This is a genomic window from Kitasatospora sp. NPDC059817 (assembly GCF_042731835.1).
In the GTDB taxonomy this organism is placed as follows: domain Bacteria; phylum Actinomycetota; class Actinomycetes; order Streptomycetales; family Streptomycetaceae; genus Kitasatospora.
The window spans coordinates 1-17,896 of sequence record NZ_JBHWIR010000069.1 but is presented as its reverse complement, the minus strand read 5'-3'; the positions used below and the strand labels follow the sequence as shown (position 1 = coordinate 17,896).

Sequence of the window (17,896 nt, the reverse complement as noted above, 5' to 3'; positions counted from 1 at the left end):
CGTGCGGAGAGGGGCCGGGCGAGGGGCGTTCGCCAACGATCATCCCTGACGGCCGGTGGATCCTCCACCCCTCCCCGGGCCGGGCCCCGGAACGCCGCCCCTGGACGACGGCTGGCCCGGACCCCTGCACACCGCTCCGCCCGGACTCAGGGCTCAGTGCCCGCAGGCCCACCAGGCGTCCGCCGAGGCCTTGGTCGCGAGCTCCCGCAGCTTGCGCACGGCCTCGGCCGGGTCCTCGGCCCCGTACACCGCCGAGCCGGCCACGAACACGTCGGCACCGGCCTCGGCGCAGCGCTCGATGGTGCCGGCGGAGACGCCGCCGTCGACCTGGAGCCACAGTTCCAGGTCGTGCTTGGCGATCAGCTCCCGGGTGCGGCGGATCTTCGGCAGCATGATGTCGAGGAACGCCTGGCCGCCGAAGCCGGGCTCGACGGTCATGATCAGCAGCATGTCGAGCTCGGGCAGCAGGTCCTCGTACGGCTCGATGGGCGTGCCCGGCTTGAGGGCCATGGAGGCGCGGGCGCCCTTGGCGCGGATCTCGCGGGCGAGGCGGACGGGCGCGGCGGCGGCCTCGACGTGGAAGGTGACGGAGCCGGCGCCGGCCTCGACGTACTGGGGGGCCCAGCGGTCCGGGTCCTCGATCATCAGGTGGCAGTCGAGCGGGGTGTCGGTGGCTCGGGCGAGCGACTCGACGATCGGGACGCCCAGGGTGAGGTTGGGGACGAAGTGGTTGTCCATCACGTCGACGTGCAGCCAGTCCGAGCCCCTGACGGCCTCGGCCTCGTCGGCGAGCCGGGCGAAGTCCGCGGACAGGATGCTGGGGTTGATCTGCGCCATTACCGACTACCTTCACACGAGGGTTCACACGAGGGCTGCGGCGTCCCGGGAGCGGGCACCTCGTCCCATCATCTCGCGCCGACGCCCGGCCGGGTGCACACCGGGACCTCCCCGTGACCGTCATCACACCCGGTCCGGGATTACCGTGGCCGCCGCCGTGGTCATCAGCACTGAAGCGGCCCGCGCGCGCCCGATCCGTCGGCGCCCGCCGAGCCGCCCCGTCCGGCCGGGTTCGCCCCGCCCCTCTCCGAGGAAGGTCCTTCGATGGCCGATCTCGTCCACCCCGCCCGTGCACTGTGGTGGCTCTTCGAACCGGTGCACGCCGTCACCTACTTCCTGCCCGAGAGCCGCGAGGCCTACGAGGCGGCCGGGCTGCACGGCGGCTGGCGCGGCTACTTCGCCAGCCGGTCGGCGCCGCTGGGCGCGGTGGACGCGCCGCCGGTGATCGCCGCGTTCTTCAGCTTCTCCCCGGCGATGGTCGAGCGCGCGCTGCCGGAGGTGTGGACGCACGCGAGCCCGGAGGAGGCGCTGGCCGCCCGGTTGAAGGGCTCGGCGGCGGCGCTGGCCCGGCTGCTGGAGCACGTGGACCCGGCGCAGGTCGAACTGGCGGTGGAGGCCCTGGAGCGGGCCGCGGGCCGGCTCGACTGCGTCGGCCGGGTGCTGGCCGCCGCCAATGCCGCGCTGCCCCGCCCCTCCGGCCTGTACGAACGGCTGTGGCAGGCCGCCACGGTGATGCGCGAGCACCGCGGGGACGGCCACGTGGCGGCCCTGGTGGCGGCCGGACTGGACGGGTGCGAGGCGCTGGTGGTCCGGTGCGCGATGGACGTCCGGCGCGAGATGCTCCAGCCGATGCGCGGCTGGACGGACGAGGAGTGGGACGCGGCCGCGGCGCGCCTGGTCGATCGGGGCTGGCTGACCACGGCGGGCTCGGTGACCGAACTCGGCCGGATCCGGCACCAGTCCCTGGAGGCCGCCACCGACCTGGCCGCCGCGCGGGTCTGGGAGGACTACCCGCGTGCCGAACTCGACCGTCTGGCCGCCGCGTTGAAGCCGATATCGGCGCTTTGTCGCAGCCAGCTCCCGGTCAACCCGGCCGGCCTGCCGGACAACCCCTGATCAGCCCCTGATCAACCCTTGATCAGCCCCTCATGAGGTCCCGACCAGCCGCCGGTCAGCTCCCGACCGGTTGCTGGTCGGGAACCGATCGGGTGCCACCCGCGCCACCCGTGCCCGGCGGGCCGAGGACGATCCCCCGCCCGGCGTAGAAGCGCTCGAACGACCGCCACGGCACGTGCGCGAAGGACTGCGACTCTCCCGGGAATCCGGACGGGTTGTGGATCACCACCGCCGTGTCCGTGGCGCCCACCACCAGCACCAGGTGTCCGCCCCGCCGCACCGGCGCCGGACCGGCCGGCTCCCGGATCGCGGGATGCACCGACACCATCACCAGCCGCCCGCCGGCCACCTCGGCCGCCAGCTCCGCGGGCGCCAACTCCCGCGCCTGCGCGGCCAGTCCCCACCGCCGCCGGACGTAGTCGGCGAACGGCGTGTGGATCAGTCCGCGCAGGCTCTCGCCGTCCCGGACGTACGCCCCCGCCGCCACGCACTCCCCGGCCAGCATGAGCGCCGGGGGCGCCAGGCCCCACCAGTGGTCGAGTGCCATCCGCAGGCAGGCCACCCCGCACAGCCGCCACGACCACCACGCGTACTCCTCCGGGGTGGCCGCACCGGACTGCCCCCACCGGGGGTCCTCGGCCGCGTCGACCTGTCCGTCGATGATCACCCGCACCAACTCGGCCGATTCCCACTGCGCGTGGTACGGCACCTCGTGCACCACCGGCCCGCCCGCCGGTGCGCCCGTCGCTGCGCCCGCGTGTGCTCCGGCCGATGCGCCGGTCGGCGCGCCCGCCCGTACACCTCTCGGCGCGCCCGTCGGCATCCCGCCCTGCTCCTCCGCCATCCCCCGACGCTCTCACGCCGCGGCACCCGGGCCGACCCGCGACACTCCCTGAGCGCCCGGTGAGCACCCCTACTCGGGCACGCGCTCCCCCGGACCGTTCCCCGAGCCCTCCTTCAGGCCTTCCGTCGAACCCTCCGACCGGTAGGCCAGCCGCTGCGACGCGCGGCGCCCACGCGCCTCGAGCGGCAGGGAGCCGGTGGCGCCCGCGAGACCGAACGGCGGCATGTCGAAGTAGATCGACTCGTACCCGCCCTCCGGCACCACGTACGTCTCGTGCCACAGCCCGACGTGCCGACGGGCCTTCCCCTCCCGCAGTTTGCGGTTGACGATGCCCCAGACGCTGTGGTGGAAGCCGTCCGGCGCGCTCGCGTAGCCGTACAGCTTCTCCTTCGACTCCCAGTACTGGACGACGTAGTACGTGCGCGGCGAGGCGGTGAGCAGGATCCGCCCGCGCAGGCCGCGTTCGGGGCTGCGCCCCAGTTCGTACAGCATCCGGAACATCGCGAACATCACCGGGCCCCAGTGGTGGACGGCCCAGAAGCGGTTGATCCGCATGCCGATCAACAGCACCACGGTGTCGCCGGTGGCGCCCGCGGTGGTGTAGCCCGGCGTCGGCTTGGCGAACATCGATCGGACGAACGTCGTTCCCATGGACATCTCGGCCTCCCGCACCCCATGTAATCGGTGATTACATCAGGGCCGGGAAACCCGGTCAAGGCTCGCTGCACGCACAAATCGGTTACTGCGAAGGATGGTTGGCGATTCCCTGGCCGAAGGTGTCGAGCACCTTCCCGGCCAGCTCCTCCGCCTCCTCCCCCGGCAGGTAGCCGTCCACGATCATCTGCGCCAGCCCGAACACCAGCGCCTGCCCGGCCAGCCCCATCAGCCCCGGATCCCCCGGACGCAACCGGCCCGCCTCTTGGTCCGCCACGATCAGACCGGTGAACGCCCGGTCCATGCCGTCCAGTTGATCCCGCAGCTCCGGCTCCCGCGAGGCCACGAACACCCGCGAACGCACCAGGTCGAACCGGTGCGGATGGTGCAGCGCGTACCGGACGAACCCGAGCCCGACCGCCCGCATCACCGACCCCCCGGCCGACCCCCCGGCCGGATCCACCGCCGCCACCGCCGCCACCTCGGCCTCCTGGCACCGTACGAAGTCCGCCAGCACCCGGTCCGCCAGCGCCGTCAACAACGCCTGCCGGTCCGCGAAGTGGCGAAACGGCGCCCCCGCCGACACCCCGGCCCGCCGCGCCACCTCCCGCATGCTCACCTTCTCCTGCCCGTACTCGTCCAGCAGCTCGAACGCCGCGGCGACCAGCGCCTCCGGCAGCGATCCGTGGTGGTACGAGCTGCGCCCGCCAGGCCGTTCCGTCATGCCTGCCTTGCTACCACAGCAAGCCGCCCCACCAGGAAACCATCACCCCACCGATCGGAGCCCCATGCCCACGCCCATGCCCACACCGGCCGCCCCCACCCCCCAACCCACCTCCCGCGCCGCCGCCTTCGCCGCCACCTACGCCCTCCTCCGCGCCTCCGCCACCCTCGCCGACCACTGGATCCAGACCGACCACCAGGCCGGCACCAAGGGCCGCCCCACCCCGGCCGGCCGCCGCGCCTGCGCCGCACACGTCGCCGCCTACACCGCCACCCAGGCCGCCGCCCTCCTCCTCGGCACCCGCGCCCTCGGCCTCCGCCCCAAACCCCGCCGCCTCCTCGCCGCCCTCGCCCTGTCCGCCGCCACCCACTACCTCGCCGACCGCCGCGAACCCCTCCGCCGGGCAGCCGACTTCACCCGGCGGGGAGGCTTCGTCCGCCTCGCCGAGCACGGCATGAACGGCGCCTACCTCCTGGACCAGGCCTGGCACCACGTGTTCGAGACCGGCGCCGCCCTGATCGCCGCGACGTGACAGCATCCGTCCACCGCTCACGGCAGCCCCCCGAGCCGCGCCGCGGCCGCGAGCAGGCCCTCGGGGTCCGTCACGAGGGTCAGCTTGCGACGCCCCTCCGGCATCCCGCCGAACGGCGGCAGCGCCGTGAGCTGCCGCAGCAGTTTGGGGCCGATGGCCAAGCAGTCCGCGAGGTCCTTCTGAGCGACCCGCAGGTGAACGCCGTCGGGCCCGCTCACCGCGAGTTCCTCGTTGTCGAGCAGCGGCGCCAGGAGCCACGCGAGCCGCGCCACGTTGTCGCCGGACCGCGACAGGACCTGGGTCTCCAGCTGCCGGCCGATGACGTACGACCAGATCGCCGCCCCGTACGCGTCCTGGAACGCGCGGCTCCTGAACAGCTCCGCTCCGAGGGTGACCACTTCGCAGTCCGTGTACGCCGTCACGGTGGCCGTCCGCGGCCGGCGGCCGTACACGGCCATGTCCCCGAGGAGGTCGCCAGGGTGCCGGAGGACGATCAGCTTCCCGTCCTGGTCGATCCGGACGGCGCCTTTCTTCAGGAAGGACACCGAGTGACCCTCGGCGCCCTGCCGCATCAACTGTTCGCCTTTCCGAATCCACCTCACTTTGGCGGAACCGAGGATTCCCTCCCAATCGGTGTCGGACAGGTGATCTCGAAATGTTCGATTCAGCCCGAACGCCTGCTCCGCCGTCGAATTTCCCCACAAGGTCATGGCGAGAGATTAGAGGCACCGCACCCCAATCAGGCTGCACGTCAGGCAAGTTGCCGCGCACCCGGACACCTTCCCCATATCGGGTGCTACCCTGCCGCGCCTTTGGATCGTCCACGAATGAACCTGTGGCGCACCCCACATCGTTAAGAGGCCTCCGGCCCCCTAATTTTCGCCGCCGGGCCGCAGACTCCTGGTCATCAGCTCGACCGCCCGGTCGACGCGCCCGGACCGTACGTTCCAGGAGGCCGCCATGCCCGAACCCCCGTCACTTCCCGGCGACTCCAGCCAGCCCCTGCCGCCGCTCTCCGGCCTGCTCTGTGTGGACGTGAAAGGCTTCACCGAGCTGCCCGGCGCGGTCCACGCTCCGGTCAGCGCCCACCTTGAGCCCGTCATCGACGCCGCGCTCACCGCGGCCGGCCTCGACGACCTCCGGACCGCGAAGAGGTTCCCCGCCAACTCCGGCGACGGGCTCGCGTTCGGCTTCGACCCCGTGCTGCTGGGGTACGTCGTCCACCCGTTCCTCGACCGCCTCGACGAGCAACTCGCCAAGCACAACGCCGATCCGGGCCGCGTCCGGCTCCGGATGCGGGTGAGTGTCCACTCCGGTCACGTCGCGCCCGAGGGCGTGCCCGGCGAGGGGAACGGGCCGGCGAGGAACGAACTGCACCGGCTGCTCGACTCCCGAGAGGTCAAGGCCGTTCTGGCCAGGGCCAGCCCGGAGACGACGCACCTGGTGGCGATCGTCTCCGACCGGGTGTACGAGGACGCGGTCGTCTCCCGACACTCCGGCCTGCACCCGGACCGGTTCCAGAGCATCCTGGCGACCGTTCCCGGCAAGGCGTTCGCCCGGCGGGCGTGGCTGTACGTCCCCACCCCGTCCGGGAACCTCCTCGCCCTGCCGGAGAGCTCCTCGTTCCATCCGCCCCGCTCGCTCCGGCGGCTCTTCAGCGCGTTGCGCCGTCTGAGTTCGAAGATCTGGCCCATTCTCGATCCGCACCGTCCGTCGGGAGGAACCGACCCATGGCTCTGATCACGTACAACAGCCTGCTCGACGTCATCCACGCCCGGGTGACCAGCGCCGCCCACCTGCGACCGGAGGTCCTGCCGGTCGAGGTCGGCGGGGAGACCGTCCACCTCGACCTGCCGCAGGCCCGGGCGGCACTGTACGAGCGGCCGGTGGACGAGGTGCTGCGCCGCGAGGTGTGGCGTCGGGCCGTCGCGCTGGGCCAGCACGACGCGCTGGCGTCGGCCATCGGCTCGACGGAGGTCACCGGCTGGGTCGAGGCCGTCGTCTGGCTGGCGCTGCCGCACCTCAGGCGGGTGGCCCGCCAGGCGGCGGGCCGCCTGGGGGCGGACCGGAGGGACGTCGAGTCGGAGGTCGTGCTCGCGGTCGTCGAGCGGCTGGCCGAGGTCTCGGTGGACGATCCCGACGTCGGGCCGGACCTGCTCCGGGCGGCGGGCCGCCGGGGGTGGGAGTTCGCCCGCCGGTCGGCCTCCGGCGGGCGGCCGGTGGAGGACATCGTCGCCGTGGCCGACGCCCGCACCGCCGCGTCCACCGAGGACCTCTGGGAACTGGCGATCTCTCGACCGGACCGGCCCGACGGCCTGGCCGCGCCGCTGCGCCTCACCTCGCGCTCGGCGGTCGAGGGCGCGCGGCTCGGTGAACTCGCGGACCACCTCGGCCTGCGCGAGGTGGTCCACCGGACCCACCGGCCGCACCGTGGCCCGCGGCTCGGGTCGGTCTCGCTCCGCTCGACGGCGGTCGGCCGGTGATCGCCCCCGCCGAAGGCCCGCTGACCTTCCCCGAGTTGTTCGACCTCCCGCTGTCCGTCGACCTGCGCACGGCGGCCCGGGCGTTCGGTATCTGCCTGGCCACCGCCTACAACCTCGTCCACCGCGACGCCTTTCCCTGCCCCGTCATCCGCACCGGGTACCGCTACCGGGTGCCCACCGTCGGCCTGCTCAGCGCCCTGGGCATCGAGGAACTCCCCGTCTACGCGCCCGATCTGGCCCCCTGGGTCAGCGCCCCGCCGCTGCCCGGTCTCGAATGGAAGGACCTCGCGTGATCGCGATGACCACGACCGCCCACCCGGAGCCGCTCCGCCCGGAGCAGTCCGGACCGGAGGCAACCCTCCCGGAGGCGTCGGCGCAGCTGCCGACCTGCTTCGTGATCGGCCCGATCGGGGACCGGCACGCCGAGGTCGGCAGTCCGGCCCGCCAGGCGTACGAGACGTCCCTGGAGACCTTCGAGGAGGTCATCGGCCCGGCCTGCGCCGCCTTCCGGATCCAGCCGCTGCGCGCGGACCAGATCCAGCAGGCCGGGGAGATCACCGAGCAGATCTGCCGCCATGTGCTGCAGTCGGACATCGTCATCGCCGATGTGACGGGCGGGAACGCCAATGTGATGTACGAACTCGGCCTTCGGCACACGACCGGCCGCCTCACCATCCACATCGGCGAACACGGGCTGCTGCCGTTCGACATCTCGCCGATCCGGACGATCCTGTTCAAGCGGTCGCGCAGTGGACTGGTGAGCGCGCGCAACGAGTTGCAGGAGGCACTGAACCGGGGGATCCGGGAGGGGTTCGCCCCGCTGACCCCGGCCAGGATCCTGCTCGGCCTCCGCTCTCGGGACGAGGCCGAGGCCGGTCCGCCCGGGCAGCAGCGGGCGGACGGGGAGGACGCGCCCGGCCTGATCGACCTCTTCGCCACGGTGGAGTCCGAGATGGACCTGCTGACCGAGGGCATCGAGACCATGACCGGGCTGGTGAACGCCATCGCCGCCCTGGCCGAGGAGTTCGGGCCTGACATGAAACGCGCCGCCGCGAAGGGTGCGCCGCCGTCCGCCACGCTCGCGGCGACCAGGCGCTTCGGCACCGCCCTCGGCGGGCCGGCGGCCGAACTCAAGGTGTGCGCCGAGGAGTTCACCACCCGAATGTCGAACATCGACGCGACCGTGCACGCCTCGCTGGACATGTTCCAGCAGCTGCCGCAGACCGGGGAGGCCCAGGAGACCCACAGCTTCCTGCACCAGCTCATCGACATGTCCCAGGCCTCGCGCGAGGGCCTGGAGACGCTCCGGCTCTTCCGGACGATGATGGAGTGGCTCACCAACGTGAGCCGCGATCTGCGGGCCCCGGCCAAGGACATCATGGCCGCACTCGACCTCGTCACCGCCGCCATGGCGCGGGTCGAGACGTGGGACCAGCGGGCCCGCGCCCTGGTCTGACCGCAGGGGCGGGCGCGGGGACGGCCGCGGGGACGGCCGCAGGGACGGCCGCAGGGACGGCCGCAGGGCGGGCGCCGGGGGGCAGTGGGCCTCCCGGCGCCCGTGCGCGGCTACCAGGCGTAGTCCTCCGGGGCGGGCTGGTGGCCGGGGAAGAGTTCGTCGAGGCGGTCGAGGGTCTTCTGGTCGAGCTTCAGGTCGAGGGCGGCGACGGCGGCGTCGAGGTGGGCGGGGGTGCGGGGGCCGATGATGGGGGCGGTGACGGCGGGGCGGGTGAGGAGCCAGGCGAGGCCGAGGTCGGCGGGTTCGGTGCCGAGGTCGGCGGCGAGGTCCTCGTAGGCCTGGAGGCGGTCGCGGTGGGTGGCGAGGAGTCCGTCAGCCTGGGGCAGGGCGCCGCGGACGCGGGTGCCTTCGCGTTCCTTGCGGAGGATGCCGCCGAGGAGGCCGCTGCGCAGCGGGGACCAGGGCAGCAGGCCGAGGCCGTAGTGCTGGAGGGCGGGGATGACCTCCAGTTCGATGGTGCGGTCGAGGAGGTTGTAGAGGGACTGTTCGCTCACCAGGCCGAGGAAGTGGCGGGAGCGGGCGGCCTCCTGGGCCTGGGCGAGGTGCCAGCCGGCGAAGTTGCTGGAGCCGACGTAGATGATCTTGCCCTGGGTGACCAGGACCTCCATCGCCTGCCAGATCTCCTCCCAGGGCGTGTCCCGGTCGATGTGGTGCATCTGGTAGAGGTCGATGTGGTCGGTGTTCAGGCGCCGCAGGCTGGCCTCGACGGCGCGGCGGATGCCGAGGGCGGAGAGTTTGCCCTCGTTGGGCCAGTCGCCCATCGGCCCGTACACCTTGGTGGCGAGGACGGTGCGTTCGCGGCGGCCGCCGCCCTGGGCGAACCAGCGGCCGATGATCTCCTCGGTCCGGCCCCTGAGGTTGCCCTCGCTGTCGCGGCCGTAGGCGTTGGCGGTGTCGAAGAAGTTGATGCCCCGCTCGTGGGCGGTGTCCATGATGCGGTGGGCCTCGGACTCCTCGGTGTGGGGGCCGAAGTTCATGGTGCCCAGGCAGAGTCGGGAGACGGTCAGGCCGGTGCGGCCGAGGTGGGTGTACTCCATGGCGCCCACCTTCGGCCGTACCGGCGCCGGTGTCCAGCACATTCCGTCAGACGAGCAGGCCCACAGTCGCGCAGACGAACCGGGTCGGACGGAATCGCCGGATTCCGGCCTGTTCAGCGCCCGTGCGTGGCGAACTTCCGTACGGCGAGCGGCACGCAGAGCGCGAGCAGCAGGCCGCTCCAGAGCAGCGAGGCGAGGACGGCGTGCTGCATGGGCCAGGCGCCGCCGGCCGCGGAGGGGTTGCCGAAGAGTTCGCGGCAGGCCTGGACGACGGCGCTGACCGGGTTCCAGTCGGCGACGACCCGCAGCCACCCGGGCATGCCGCCGGTGGGGACGTACGCGTTGGTGACCATCGCGATCGGGAAGACCGCGACGGAGAGTTGGCCGGCGGCCTCCTCCTTGCCGATGGTCAGGCCGAGGCAGGTGCCGACCCAGGTCATCACGAAGCGGAAGAGCAGCAGCAGGGCGAACGCGCCCGCCGCGTCCCCGGCGCCCTCGCGGACGCGCCAGCCGGCGGCGAGGCCGACGAGCGCGAGGAGGGTCAGGACGACGAGACTGACGAGCAGGTCGGCGAGGGTCTGTCCGAGCAGCAGTCCGGTGCGGGAGACGGGCATGGAGCGCAGCCGGTCGGTGATGCCGCGGCCGACGTCGCGGGCGGCGCCGACCATGGTCACCATGATGCCGTTGGTGGCGACCATGGCGAACAGGCCGGGCATCAGGAACTCGCGGTAGTCGCCGCCGCCCGGGATCCGCATGGCGCTGCCGAAGACGTACCCGAAGACCACCACCATGATCACCGGGACGCCCAGCGAGGCGGCCAACAGGCCGGGCGAGTGGCGGTAGTTGAGGAGGATGCGGAGCATCGACGTCCAGGTGTCGACGGCCAGCCGGGCGGGTCGGGACGGTGTCGGCGCAGGGCGGGACGGTGTCGGCGCGGGGCGGGACGACATCGGCGCGGGGGTGTACGCGGCGGCCATCAGGCGGCCCTCCTCAGGGTTTCGGCGGATTCGCGGGTGAGCGCGAGGAACACGTCGTCCAGCGAGGGGGCCCGTACGGCGGCGTCCTCGGCGGTGATCCCGACGGTGTCCAACTCCCGTACCAGCGAGGGCAGCAGGACGGACACGCCGGGCTGGGTCAGTACCGTCACGGTCCGTTCGGCCGCGTCGACCTGCGCGTCGCCGCCCGAGAGGGTGGACAGCACCACGGCGGCGGCGGCGAGTTGGGCCGGGTCGGCGAGGGTGACGGACAGCTGGCTGCCGATCGCGGCCTTGAGCCTGGCTGGTGGGCCGGTGGCGATGGCGGCGCCGTGATCGACGACGACGATGTCGTCGGCGAGCCGGTCGGCCTCCTCCAGGTACTGGGTGGTGAGCAGCACGGTGGTGCCGCCGTCGGCCAACTCCTTGACGGTGTTCCAGATTTCCTGGCGGCTGCGCGGGTCGAGCCCGGTGGTGGGCTCGTCGAGGAAGAGCACCGGGGGGCTGGTGACCAGGCTGGCGATGAGGTCGAGGCGTCGGCGCATGCCGCCGGAGTAGGTGCGGACGAGCCGGTCGCCGGCCTCGGTGAGGTCGAAGCGTTCGAGCAGTTCGTCGGCGCGGGCGCGGGCGCGGCGGGCGCCGAGGCGGTGCAGCCGGCCGAACAGGTGGAGGTTGTCGCGCCCGGTGATGCCCTCGTCGACGGCGGCGTACTGCCCGGCGAGGCCGATGGCCCGGCGGACGTCCTCGGCGGCGCGGGCGACGTCGTGGCCGGCGACGCGGGCGGTGCCCCGGTCGGGGGCGACGAGGGTGGCGAGGACGCGGACGGCGGTGGTCTTGCCGGCGCCGTTGGGGCCGAGCAATCCGCAGACGGTGCCGGCGGGAACGGTGAGGTCGAGGCCGCGGAGGGCCTCGGTGGTCCCGAATCGTTTCTCCACGCCTGCCATCTCGATGGCGGGTCGGGCGGTGTCGGACATGGCTCTGCCCCTTCTCTAGGTACAGCGCACGTAGAAGCGTGAGCCAAATGCTACTACGTACGTCGTACGTATCTAAGATGGGGGGCGAGGTGATCATCCAGTGCCGTCCAACGAACCCCCCAGCAACAGCGAGCGCCCAGCCACCCCCGAGGCGCCCGAACTGATCTGGCTGCGCCCCGAACGCACCGGCCGCGGGCCGAAACCCGCCCACAGCCGGACGTCCATCGCCGCCGCGGCCGTCGAGATCGCCGACGCGGAGGGCCTGGACGCCGCCTCCATGCGCCGGGTCGCGGCCGCCCTCGGGGCGGGCACCATGTCGCTCTACAACTACGTGCCGAAGAAGGAGCACCTGCTCGACCTCATGCTCGACGCCGTCACCGCCGAGTACGAGCTGCCGGCCGCGCCGAGCGGCGACGTCCGCGCCGACCTCGCGGCGCTCGCCCGCCAGCAACTCGCCATCTTCCGCCGCCACCCCTGGCTGCCGACCCTGGTGCTCGCCCGCCCGGGCATCGGCCCCAACGCCCTGCGCTACACCGACCACTTCCTCGCCGTCACCGCCTCCACCGGCCTGGGCGGCGGCGCCCGGATGGAGGCCATGGCCCTGTTCAACGGCTTCGTCTGCCAGTACGCCCAGTACGAGCAGACAGCGGCCGCGGGCGCCAAGTGGCAGGCGGAGCTGGTCGGTTACCTCACCCGGGCCGCCATGAGCGGCGAATACCCCCACCTGGCCCAGGCGTTCGCGACGACCGGACCGCCCTCCGATCCGGACGCCGCCTTCGACCGCTCGCTGGACCGGGTGATCACGGCCATCCTGGCCCCGCCGACGCCCCGCTGAGCCCGCCGACCGGCCCCGCCCTCAAGCCCCGCCCTCAGACCCCGCCCTCAAGCCGGGACCGCGACAGCACCGCCACCGCCCGCCCGTCGACCAGCACCAACACGGCCTCGTGCGCGCCCCCCAGCGCCGCCCGCGCCTCGGCCGGCGACTGCCCGACGCCCACCGCCGGCAGCGCCGGCCCGAGCAGCGCGCCCAGCGGACCACCCGGCGAACCACCCAACGGATCGCCCGGCTTGGCGCCGCCGTCCGCGAGCGCCGCCGCCAGCACCGCCCGCGACACCGAGCCGACCACCTCCGTCGCGCTCACCCCGTACGGCCTCGCCGCCCGCGCCAGCACCACCGGCGCCACCCCGCCGGGCACGGCGCGCAGCGCCTCCAACGCCTCGCCGACCGTCGCACCGGCGTCGACCGCGACCAGCGGGCCGGCCCCGGCGAGCAGCGGCCGAAGGCCGCCCGCCGACTCCGACTCCTCCTCCAGGAAGCCCCACTGCCGCATCCAGTCGTCGCTGTGCACCTTGGACAGGTACGAGCGCCCGGAGTCCGGCAGCAGCACCACGACCAGGTCGTCCGGCCCGAGCCGCCGCGCGACCCGCAGCGCCGCTGCCACCGCCGTGCCCGAGGAAGGACCGGCCAGGATGCCCTCCTCCCGGGCGAGCCGACGGGCCGTCAGCAGCGACTCGCGGTCGGGGATGCGCTCGAAGGCGTCCACCACCTCCGACCGGTAGGCCTGCGGCCAGCGGTCCTCGACGGTGCCGGGGTGGAGGAAGTGCCCGATGCTCTCGACGAACCACGGGCTGCCGTCCCCGCCCCCGTACATCGAGGACTCCGGGTCCGCGCCGACCACGGTCACGGAACCGCCGGACACCTGCTGGAGGTACCCGCCGGTGCCGGTGACGGTCCCGCCGGTGCCGACGCCCGCGACGAAGTGGGTGACCCGGCCGCCGGTCTGCTCCCAGATCTCGGGGCCAGTGGTGCGCACATGGGCGTCCGGATTGGCCAGGTTGTCGTACTGGTTGGCGAGCCAGGCGCCGGGGATCTCCTCCACCAGCCGCTGCACGACGTTGAACAGGTGGGCCGGGTCCTCGGCGGGCACGGCCGTCGGGGCGAGCACCACCTCGGCGCCGTACGCCCGCAGGATGTCGGACTTCTCGGGCGCCGACTTGTCGGACACCCCGGCGATCACCCGGTAACCGCGCTGCCGCCCGACGATGGTCAGCCCGATGCCGGTGTTGCCGGAGGTCGCCTCGACGATCGTCCCGCCCGGCCGCAGCAGGCCGTCCCGCTCGGCGGCCAGCACCATGGACAGCGCGGCGCGGTCCTTGACGCTGCCGCCGATGTTGAGGAACTCGGCCTTGGCGTAGATCGGCGCGGGCAGCCCGGCGCCGAGCCGGGCGAGGCGGAACAGGGGCGTCCCGCCGATCGCGTCGAGTACGGATTCGTGCACTGCGGCCATCACGGCCCCTTTCACTGGCTGTCCGCCCGAGCCTGCCCGAACGCGCGGTCAGATAGTCGCTAGTGCTGTGACCACGTGACCGACCGCGAACCGCAGCCCCGGAGTGCCGAAAGGGACAAGTTCACGAGAAGGACAGCGACAGAAGGACGACTCAGGAGGTGAACGGCTCGATCTCCCCCGCAAAGACGATGACCTGGTCGATGAGGCTCCGCCGCAGATGGACGACGTCCGTTCCCGCCAGGCGGGGGCCTCCATCCGGCGTGGTGAAGACCCACTGGTACCGGGCCCACTCGTCAGGCATGTCCACCGCTGAGCAGCGCGCCATCGTGCCGGTCCCCGCCGGGTGGTGCCGGATGTCCAGCACGAACTGCTCGACCGCCGCGATTCCTTCGCTGCGGCCCAACGGCCCCCAGAAGACCACGTCCGAGGTCAGGGCCTGGGAGAGCAGGGCAGTCACATAGCTGTCGTCCGAGGCGTTGAACGCGGAGATGAAGGTGTCGATCGCGGAGCGTGCCGTCTCTTCCTGCATGCCCCAGTAATACCAGCCGTTGCTCGTGCGCTCGTCCCGCGAGCCGCCTTCCGATCACGGTGGGCCATCCCGGTCACAGCACTGGCAGCCCCGGATCGTCGAGGCCGAGTCGGCGAGGGTTCTCGACCGTAAAGGGGCGCGGACAAAGGCGCGCGACGCCTCTTGCGCGCCCATCAGATTTGCCGCGCTCCAAAGTGCGCAACGGTACGGCCCGCGCCCGCCCCGCCGATCGGGTGTGTGCGGAGAGTGATCGGCGCGCGATCAGATCAGCGGTTCGAAGAGGTCGCGCCCCCAGTGGCCGAGCCAGGACGCGGTGGCGGACCACCGGGCCTGACCTTCCGCACCTTCCGTGGACTCGTCGTACGGCAGCACGGCGGTCGGGGCGAGCCAGCCCTCCCCCGGGTCGATACGGACCCGCAGCACCTTGAGCGGTCTGCGCAGGGCGACGAACATCCGCAGGTCGTCGGTGTGCGGGCAGTGGGTCTCGTAACGGTCGTGGACGGTACGGCAGATGGACTTGATGTCGGTGTCCGCGAGCAGGAGGTGGCGACTGCCGGGGCCGAGGTTGACGCAGAGGCGGCGCCGGGCGGTGTCGCGGTCCGGGTACGGCAGGTTCTGGTGGTTGTCGACGTGCAGGCCGAGGCACAGGCCGCTCTCGGGCAACCGGTGAGTGACCAGCTCACCGGGCGGGTCCTCGGCCGGTTCGAGGGCGACGTGCAGCGGATCACCGAGGAGGCCGACGAGCGCGGCGACGGTGTGGACGTCGGTGACGGTCCCGGGGAGGCGGAAGAACTCGACCAGGCCGCTGTCCTTGGTGAAGAGGCCCGGCGCGTAGCGCTCGGGGTGCTCCTCGGGGAGCGGGGACCAGTCGCCGGCGGGGACGACGGCTCCGTTCTCGTAGTCGGGCTCACCATGGACTCTGCGGACGTTGCCGATGTCGCAGCGGGCGCGGAGGGCCGCCGGGTCGCGGAAGGCGATGGCGGCGGGGTGCATGGTCGTCATGAGGGGGGCTCCTCGGTTCAGTCGTTGTCGTCGTCGGAGTTGTCGCTGTGACGGTTGATGCCGGTCATCAGGGCGGCGGCCAGGGTGGTCCACCAGACGACGTCGGCGGTGGCCGGCTCGCGCGGCGGGACGAGGTTCGAGGCGAAGCAGGCGAGGGCGAGGCTGGCGGCGGTGATCGCAGCCGTGGTGGCGAGCTTGATGACGCTCAACTTTCGGGCGAGGGAACGTTGCTGTGAGCGGTACGGAGGACGCGCGCCCAGACGCGCTTGCCCGTGCCGCACCGCGCGACCACCCCGAAGTCGACGGCGAGCCGGCGGGCGAGTTCGATCCCACGGCCGCACTCGTTGAAACGGCCCGGACGCCGCTCCAGGAGCGGGAGGTCACTGCGGGGGTCCCAGACTTCGAGGCGGCAGCCGCCGTCGAACTCCTGGAGGTAGAGCCGGACTTCGCCGTCGCCGTGACAGGCGTGGACGACGGCGTTGGTCACGAACTCGGAGGCGATGAGGACGAGGTCGTCGACCGGGTCACCGACCCAGCCCCAGGAAGTGAGCTGGTCACGGACCAGGCGGCGGGCGGTACGGACCGAGGTTTCGTGCTCGGTGAGGGTGGTCTCCCAGGATCGGAGGACCGGGTTACGCAAGGTGGACATGAGTCACCCCACACCTTCAGTGGCGTGTTCGTGCGGTCACAGTGAGTGTGGAGCATCGAAAATCGAAACCGCAACCTCATTGCTCGAATAAATTAATTGATCATGGTTTGGACTTGAGACAAGGCCAGCAGACTGGTGAGACTGGACCCCACACCGGACGGAGGGGCGCCACTTGAACAAGGACCTGTCGGCCATCAGGCAAATCCGGCTTGGCGACGAACTGCGCGCCTGGCGACTGGAGAACAACAAGACCCTGACCGACATGACGGCCGACCTGAAGGGTTGGAGCGCCGGTCGACTCAGCCGGATCGAACGAGCCCTACAGCCGATCAGCGCCACCGACCTGGCCACACTGCTCGATCATTCCGGCGTCACCGGCCAGGAGCGGGAGGACCTTGAGAGCCTTCTCGGGGCCAGCCCTCCGAAGCAGTGGTGGCGCGACCTGGATTTCGCGAACTCCATCACGGCGGCCTTCAGCGAGTACCTGGCACTCGAAGCCGATGCCGCTCAGATGCTGAACTACTTCCCCTCCGCCTTCCCTGGCCTCGTCCAGACCGAGGGTTACGCCAAGGAGATGATCGCGGCTGGACTGAGCGCGCCCAACGAGGAACAGATCGAAACCGCAACGGAAGTCCGCATGCTGCGGCAACGTCGACTCACCGAGGACCCCACGCTCGCCTTGGAGGCTTACTTCGGCGAGGTGGCACTCATGGTCGCAGGCGATCACAAGGTCCTTGCGGACCAGATCCGCCATACGATCAAGGTCGCGCAATACCCGAACGTCACTATCCGAATGATCCCCTTGAGCGCAGGTCGACAGGGCATCCTGACCTCAGGACTCGTACTCATGAGGTTCCCTGACGATCCCGAAGATGGGTTCGTATTCATCGAAGCTGTTGGCGGTATGCTCCCGCGTAGAACCGGACGAGACGTACGACGGGCCGAGCGAGCCTTCTCCCGGCTCCATCGCTGCGCTCTGTCGCCGGAGGACACCATCACCGCCCTTGAACGCAAGTTGGAAGAGCTGACGTGAGCGAGAAGCGCGACCCGTACGACCATGATCCAGCAACCGCCGACTGGTTCAAGTCACCGTTCTCCGGTGACGACAACGGCGACTGCGTGATCATCGCCCGCTTCCCCAACGGCGACGTCTGGCTCGGTGACGACAAGAACCCCGGCCGCCCCCACCTCGCCTTCGACCAGGCCGAATGGACCGCCTTCATCCAAGCCATCGAAGCCCACGACCCCCGCTTCACCGCCTGACCACCCACCGGGAGGCCAAGATGCCCGACCGAAACGATCCCTACGACCACAGCCCCGCCGACGCCGACTGGACCAAGTCCCCCTTCTCCGGCGACTCCAACGGCAGTTGCGTGGTTATCGCGCGTTTCGACAACGGCGACGTCTGGCTCGGTGACGACAAGAACCCGAACCGCCCCCACCTCGCCTTCGACCAGGCCGAATGGACCGCCTTCGTCCAAGCCATCGAAGCCCACGACCCCCGCTTCACCGCCTAACCGCCCACCGGGAGGCCCGGATGCGCGACCGAAACGATCCCTACGACCACAGCCCCGCCAGCGTTGAGTGGGTCAAGTCCCCGTTCTCCGGGGAAGGTAACGGCAACTGCGTGGTTATCGCGCGTTTCGACAACGGCGACGTCTGGCTCAGTGACGACAAGAACCCGAACCGCCCCCACCTCGCCTTCGACCAGGCCGAATGGACCGCCTTCGTCCAGGC

General features: G+C 71.8%; 24 protein-coding genes. 11 read left to right on the top strand and 13 right to left on the bottom strand.

Annotated features, from left to right (window positions below):
• Positions 1-153: 153 nt before the first annotated feature.
• A complete protein-coding gene (rpe, locus tag ACFV61_RS17215; protein WP_380370691.1) occupies positions 154-837 on the bottom strand; it encodes a ribulose-phosphate 3-epimerase in 684 nt (227 codons plus the stop codon).
• A 264-nt stretch (positions 838-1,101) separates the two neighbouring features.
• Here rpe and ACFV61_RS17210 point away from each other — a divergent pair, with 264 nt between their 5' ends.
• Positions 1,102-1,953: a hypothetical protein gene (locus ACFV61_RS17210; RefSeq protein WP_063346715.1), complete on the top strand. Its 852-nt coding sequence runs from the start codon at positions 1,102-1,104 to the stop codon at positions 1,951-1,953.
• 55 nt (positions 1,954-2,008) lie between these two features.
• On the opposite strand, the gene ACFV61_RS17205 is transcribed toward ACFV61_RS17210, so the two are convergent.
• The 3 genes from ACFV61_RS17205 to ACFV61_RS17195 form a co-directional block, all read right to left on the bottom strand.
• Positions 2,009-2,797, bottom strand: coding sequence for a C39 family peptidase (locus ACFV61_RS17205; protein ID WP_380492418.1), 789 nt, complete (start codon positions 2,795-2,797; stop codon positions 2,009-2,011).
• A gap of 69 nt (positions 2,798-2,866) precedes the next feature.
• The gene (locus ACFV61_RS17200) at positions 2,867-3,424 is read right to left on the bottom strand and encodes a DUF4188 domain-containing protein (RefSeq protein ID WP_380492439.1); all 558 of its coding nucleotides are present in this window, start codon (positions 3,422-3,424) and stop codon (positions 2,867-2,869) included.
• A 112-nt stretch (positions 3,425-3,536) separates the two neighbouring features.
• The gene (locus ACFV61_RS17195; RefSeq protein WP_380339812.1) at positions 3,537-4,175 is read right to left on the bottom strand and encodes a TetR/AcrR family transcriptional regulator; all 639 of its coding nucleotides are present in this window, start codon (positions 4,173-4,175) and stop codon (positions 3,537-3,539) included.
• Positions 4,176-4,251: 76 nt separating this feature from the next.
• Between ACFV61_RS17195 and ACFV61_RS17190 the strand changes: the two genes are divergently transcribed.
• Entirely contained in the window at positions 4,252-4,707 is a 456-nt protein-coding gene (locus tag ACFV61_RS17190; protein ID WP_380492416.1) for a hypothetical protein, read from the top strand.
• A gap of 17 nt (positions 4,708-4,724) precedes the next feature.
• Here ACFV61_RS17190 and ACFV61_RS17185 read toward each other — a convergent pair whose 3' ends face one another.
• The gene (locus ACFV61_RS17185) at positions 4,725-5,417 is read right to left on the bottom strand and encodes a cyclic nucleotide-binding domain-containing protein (protein ID WP_079135459.1); all 693 of its coding nucleotides are present in this window, start codon (positions 5,415-5,417) and stop codon (positions 4,725-4,727) included.
• A 250-nt stretch (positions 5,418-5,667) separates the two neighbouring features.
• On the opposite strand from ACFV61_RS17185, the gene ACFV61_RS17180 reads away from it, so the two are divergent.
• The 4 genes from ACFV61_RS17180 to ACFV61_RS17165 are packed head-to-tail and all read left to right on the top strand — an operon-like array spanning position 5,668 to position 8,646.
• Entirely contained in the window at positions 5,668-6,447 is a 780-nt protein-coding gene (locus ACFV61_RS17180) for a hypothetical protein (RefSeq protein ID WP_380492414.1), read from the top strand.
• Positions 6,438-7,190 (top strand): hypothetical protein, encoded by a 753-nt coding sequence (locus ACFV61_RS17175; RefSeq protein ID WP_380487071.1) that lies wholly within the window; start codon positions 6,438-6,440, stop codon positions 7,188-7,190. The genes ACFV61_RS17180 and ACFV61_RS17175 overlap by 10 nt, the downstream gene beginning before the upstream one ends.
• A complete protein-coding gene (locus ACFV61_RS17170) occupies positions 7,187-7,483 on the top strand; it encodes a DNA-binding protein (RefSeq protein WP_380492412.1) in 297 nt (98 codons plus the stop codon). The genes ACFV61_RS17175 and ACFV61_RS17170 overlap by 4 nt, the downstream gene beginning before the upstream one ends.
• Complete coding sequence (locus tag ACFV61_RS17165) at positions 7,480-8,646, top strand: hypothetical protein (RefSeq protein WP_380492410.1); 1,167 nt, start codon at positions 7,480-7,482, stop codon at positions 8,644-8,646. The genes ACFV61_RS17170 and ACFV61_RS17165 overlap by 4 nt, the downstream gene beginning before the upstream one ends.
• A 110-nt stretch (positions 8,647-8,756) precedes the next feature.
• Here ACFV61_RS17165 and ACFV61_RS17160 read toward each other — a convergent pair whose 3' ends face one another.
• From ACFV61_RS17160 to ACFV61_RS17150, 3 genes are all read right to left on the bottom strand, one after another.
• Positions 8,757-9,743, bottom strand: a complete 987-nt coding sequence (locus ACFV61_RS17160; protein WP_063346724.1) for an aldo/keto reductase — start codon at positions 9,741-9,743, stop codon at positions 8,757-8,759.
• 113 nt (positions 9,744-9,856) lie between these two features.
• The gene (locus ACFV61_RS17155; RefSeq protein ID WP_380492408.1) at positions 9,857-10,720 is read right to left on the bottom strand and encodes an ABC transporter permease; all 864 of its coding nucleotides are present in this window, start codon (positions 10,718-10,720) and stop codon (positions 9,857-9,859) included.
• A complete protein-coding gene (locus ACFV61_RS17150) occupies positions 10,720-11,691 on the bottom strand; it encodes an ATP-binding cassette domain-containing protein (protein WP_363372652.1) in 972 nt (323 codons plus the stop codon). Before ACFV61_RS17150 ends, ACFV61_RS17155 begins: the two co-directional genes overlap by 1 nt.
• A 100-nt stretch (positions 11,692-11,791) precedes the next feature.
• On the opposite strand from ACFV61_RS17150, the gene ACFV61_RS17145 reads away from it, so the two are divergent.
• The gene (locus tag ACFV61_RS17145; protein WP_380492406.1) at positions 11,792-12,526 is read left to right on the top strand and encodes a TetR/AcrR family transcriptional regulator; all 735 of its coding nucleotides are present in this window, start codon (positions 11,792-11,794) and stop codon (positions 12,524-12,526) included.
• 34 nt (positions 12,527-12,560) lie between these two features.
• On the opposite strand, the gene ACFV61_RS17140 is transcribed toward ACFV61_RS17145, so the two are convergent.
• The 5 genes from ACFV61_RS17140 to ACFV61_RS17120 form a co-directional block, all read right to left on the bottom strand.
• Positions 12,561-13,979, bottom strand: a complete 1,419-nt coding sequence (locus ACFV61_RS17140; RefSeq protein ID WP_380492404.1) for a PLP-dependent cysteine synthase family protein — start codon at positions 13,977-13,979, stop codon at positions 12,561-12,563.
• A 151-nt stretch (positions 13,980-14,130) separates the two neighbouring features.
• Positions 14,131-14,508 (bottom strand): nuclear transport factor 2 family protein, encoded by a 378-nt coding sequence (locus ACFV61_RS17135; RefSeq protein WP_380492402.1) that lies wholly within the window; start codon positions 14,506-14,508, stop codon positions 14,131-14,133.
• Between the two features lie 261 nt (positions 14,509-14,769).
• Entirely contained in the window at positions 14,770-15,510 is a 741-nt protein-coding gene (locus ACFV61_RS17130; RefSeq protein WP_380492400.1) for a hypothetical protein, read from the bottom strand.
• A 17-nt stretch (positions 15,511-15,527) separates the two neighbouring features.
• Positions 15,528-15,719: a hypothetical protein gene (locus ACFV61_RS17125; protein ID WP_380339843.1), complete on the bottom strand. Its 192-nt coding sequence runs from the start codon at positions 15,717-15,719 to the stop codon at positions 15,528-15,530.
• Positions 15,716-16,159 carry an ATP-binding protein gene (locus ACFV61_RS17120; RefSeq protein WP_380492398.1) on the bottom strand — a complete coding sequence of 148 codons (444 nt, stop codon included), beginning with the start codon at positions 16,157-16,159 and terminating at the stop codon, positions 15,716-15,718. Before ACFV61_RS17120 ends, ACFV61_RS17125 begins: the two co-directional genes overlap by 4 nt.
• A gap of 172 nt (positions 16,160-16,331) precedes the next feature.
• On the opposite strand from ACFV61_RS17120, the gene ACFV61_RS17115 reads away from it, so the two are divergent.
• From ACFV61_RS17115 to ACFV61_RS17100, 4 genes are all read left to right on the top strand, one after another.
• Positions 16,332-17,192, top strand: a complete 861-nt coding sequence (locus ACFV61_RS17115) for a helix-turn-helix domain-containing protein (protein WP_380427247.1) — start codon at positions 16,332-16,334, stop codon at positions 17,190-17,192.
• Positions 17,189-17,422 carry a DUF397 domain-containing protein gene (locus ACFV61_RS17110; RefSeq protein WP_380427249.1) on the top strand — a complete coding sequence of 78 codons (234 nt, stop codon included), beginning with the start codon at positions 17,189-17,191 and terminating at the stop codon, positions 17,420-17,422. The genes ACFV61_RS17115 and ACFV61_RS17110 overlap by 4 nt, the downstream gene beginning before the upstream one ends.
• Positions 17,423-17,442: 20 nt before the next feature.
• Complete coding sequence (locus ACFV61_RS17105; protein WP_380492396.1) at positions 17,443-17,676, top strand: DUF397 domain-containing protein; 234 nt, start codon at positions 17,443-17,445, stop codon at positions 17,674-17,676.
• The coding region (locus tag ACFV61_RS17100) for a DUF397 domain-containing protein (protein ID WP_380492394.1) at positions 17,622-17,896 on the top strand (275 nt) is incomplete at its 3' end. The genes ACFV61_RS17105 and ACFV61_RS17100, both read left to right, overlap by 55 nt.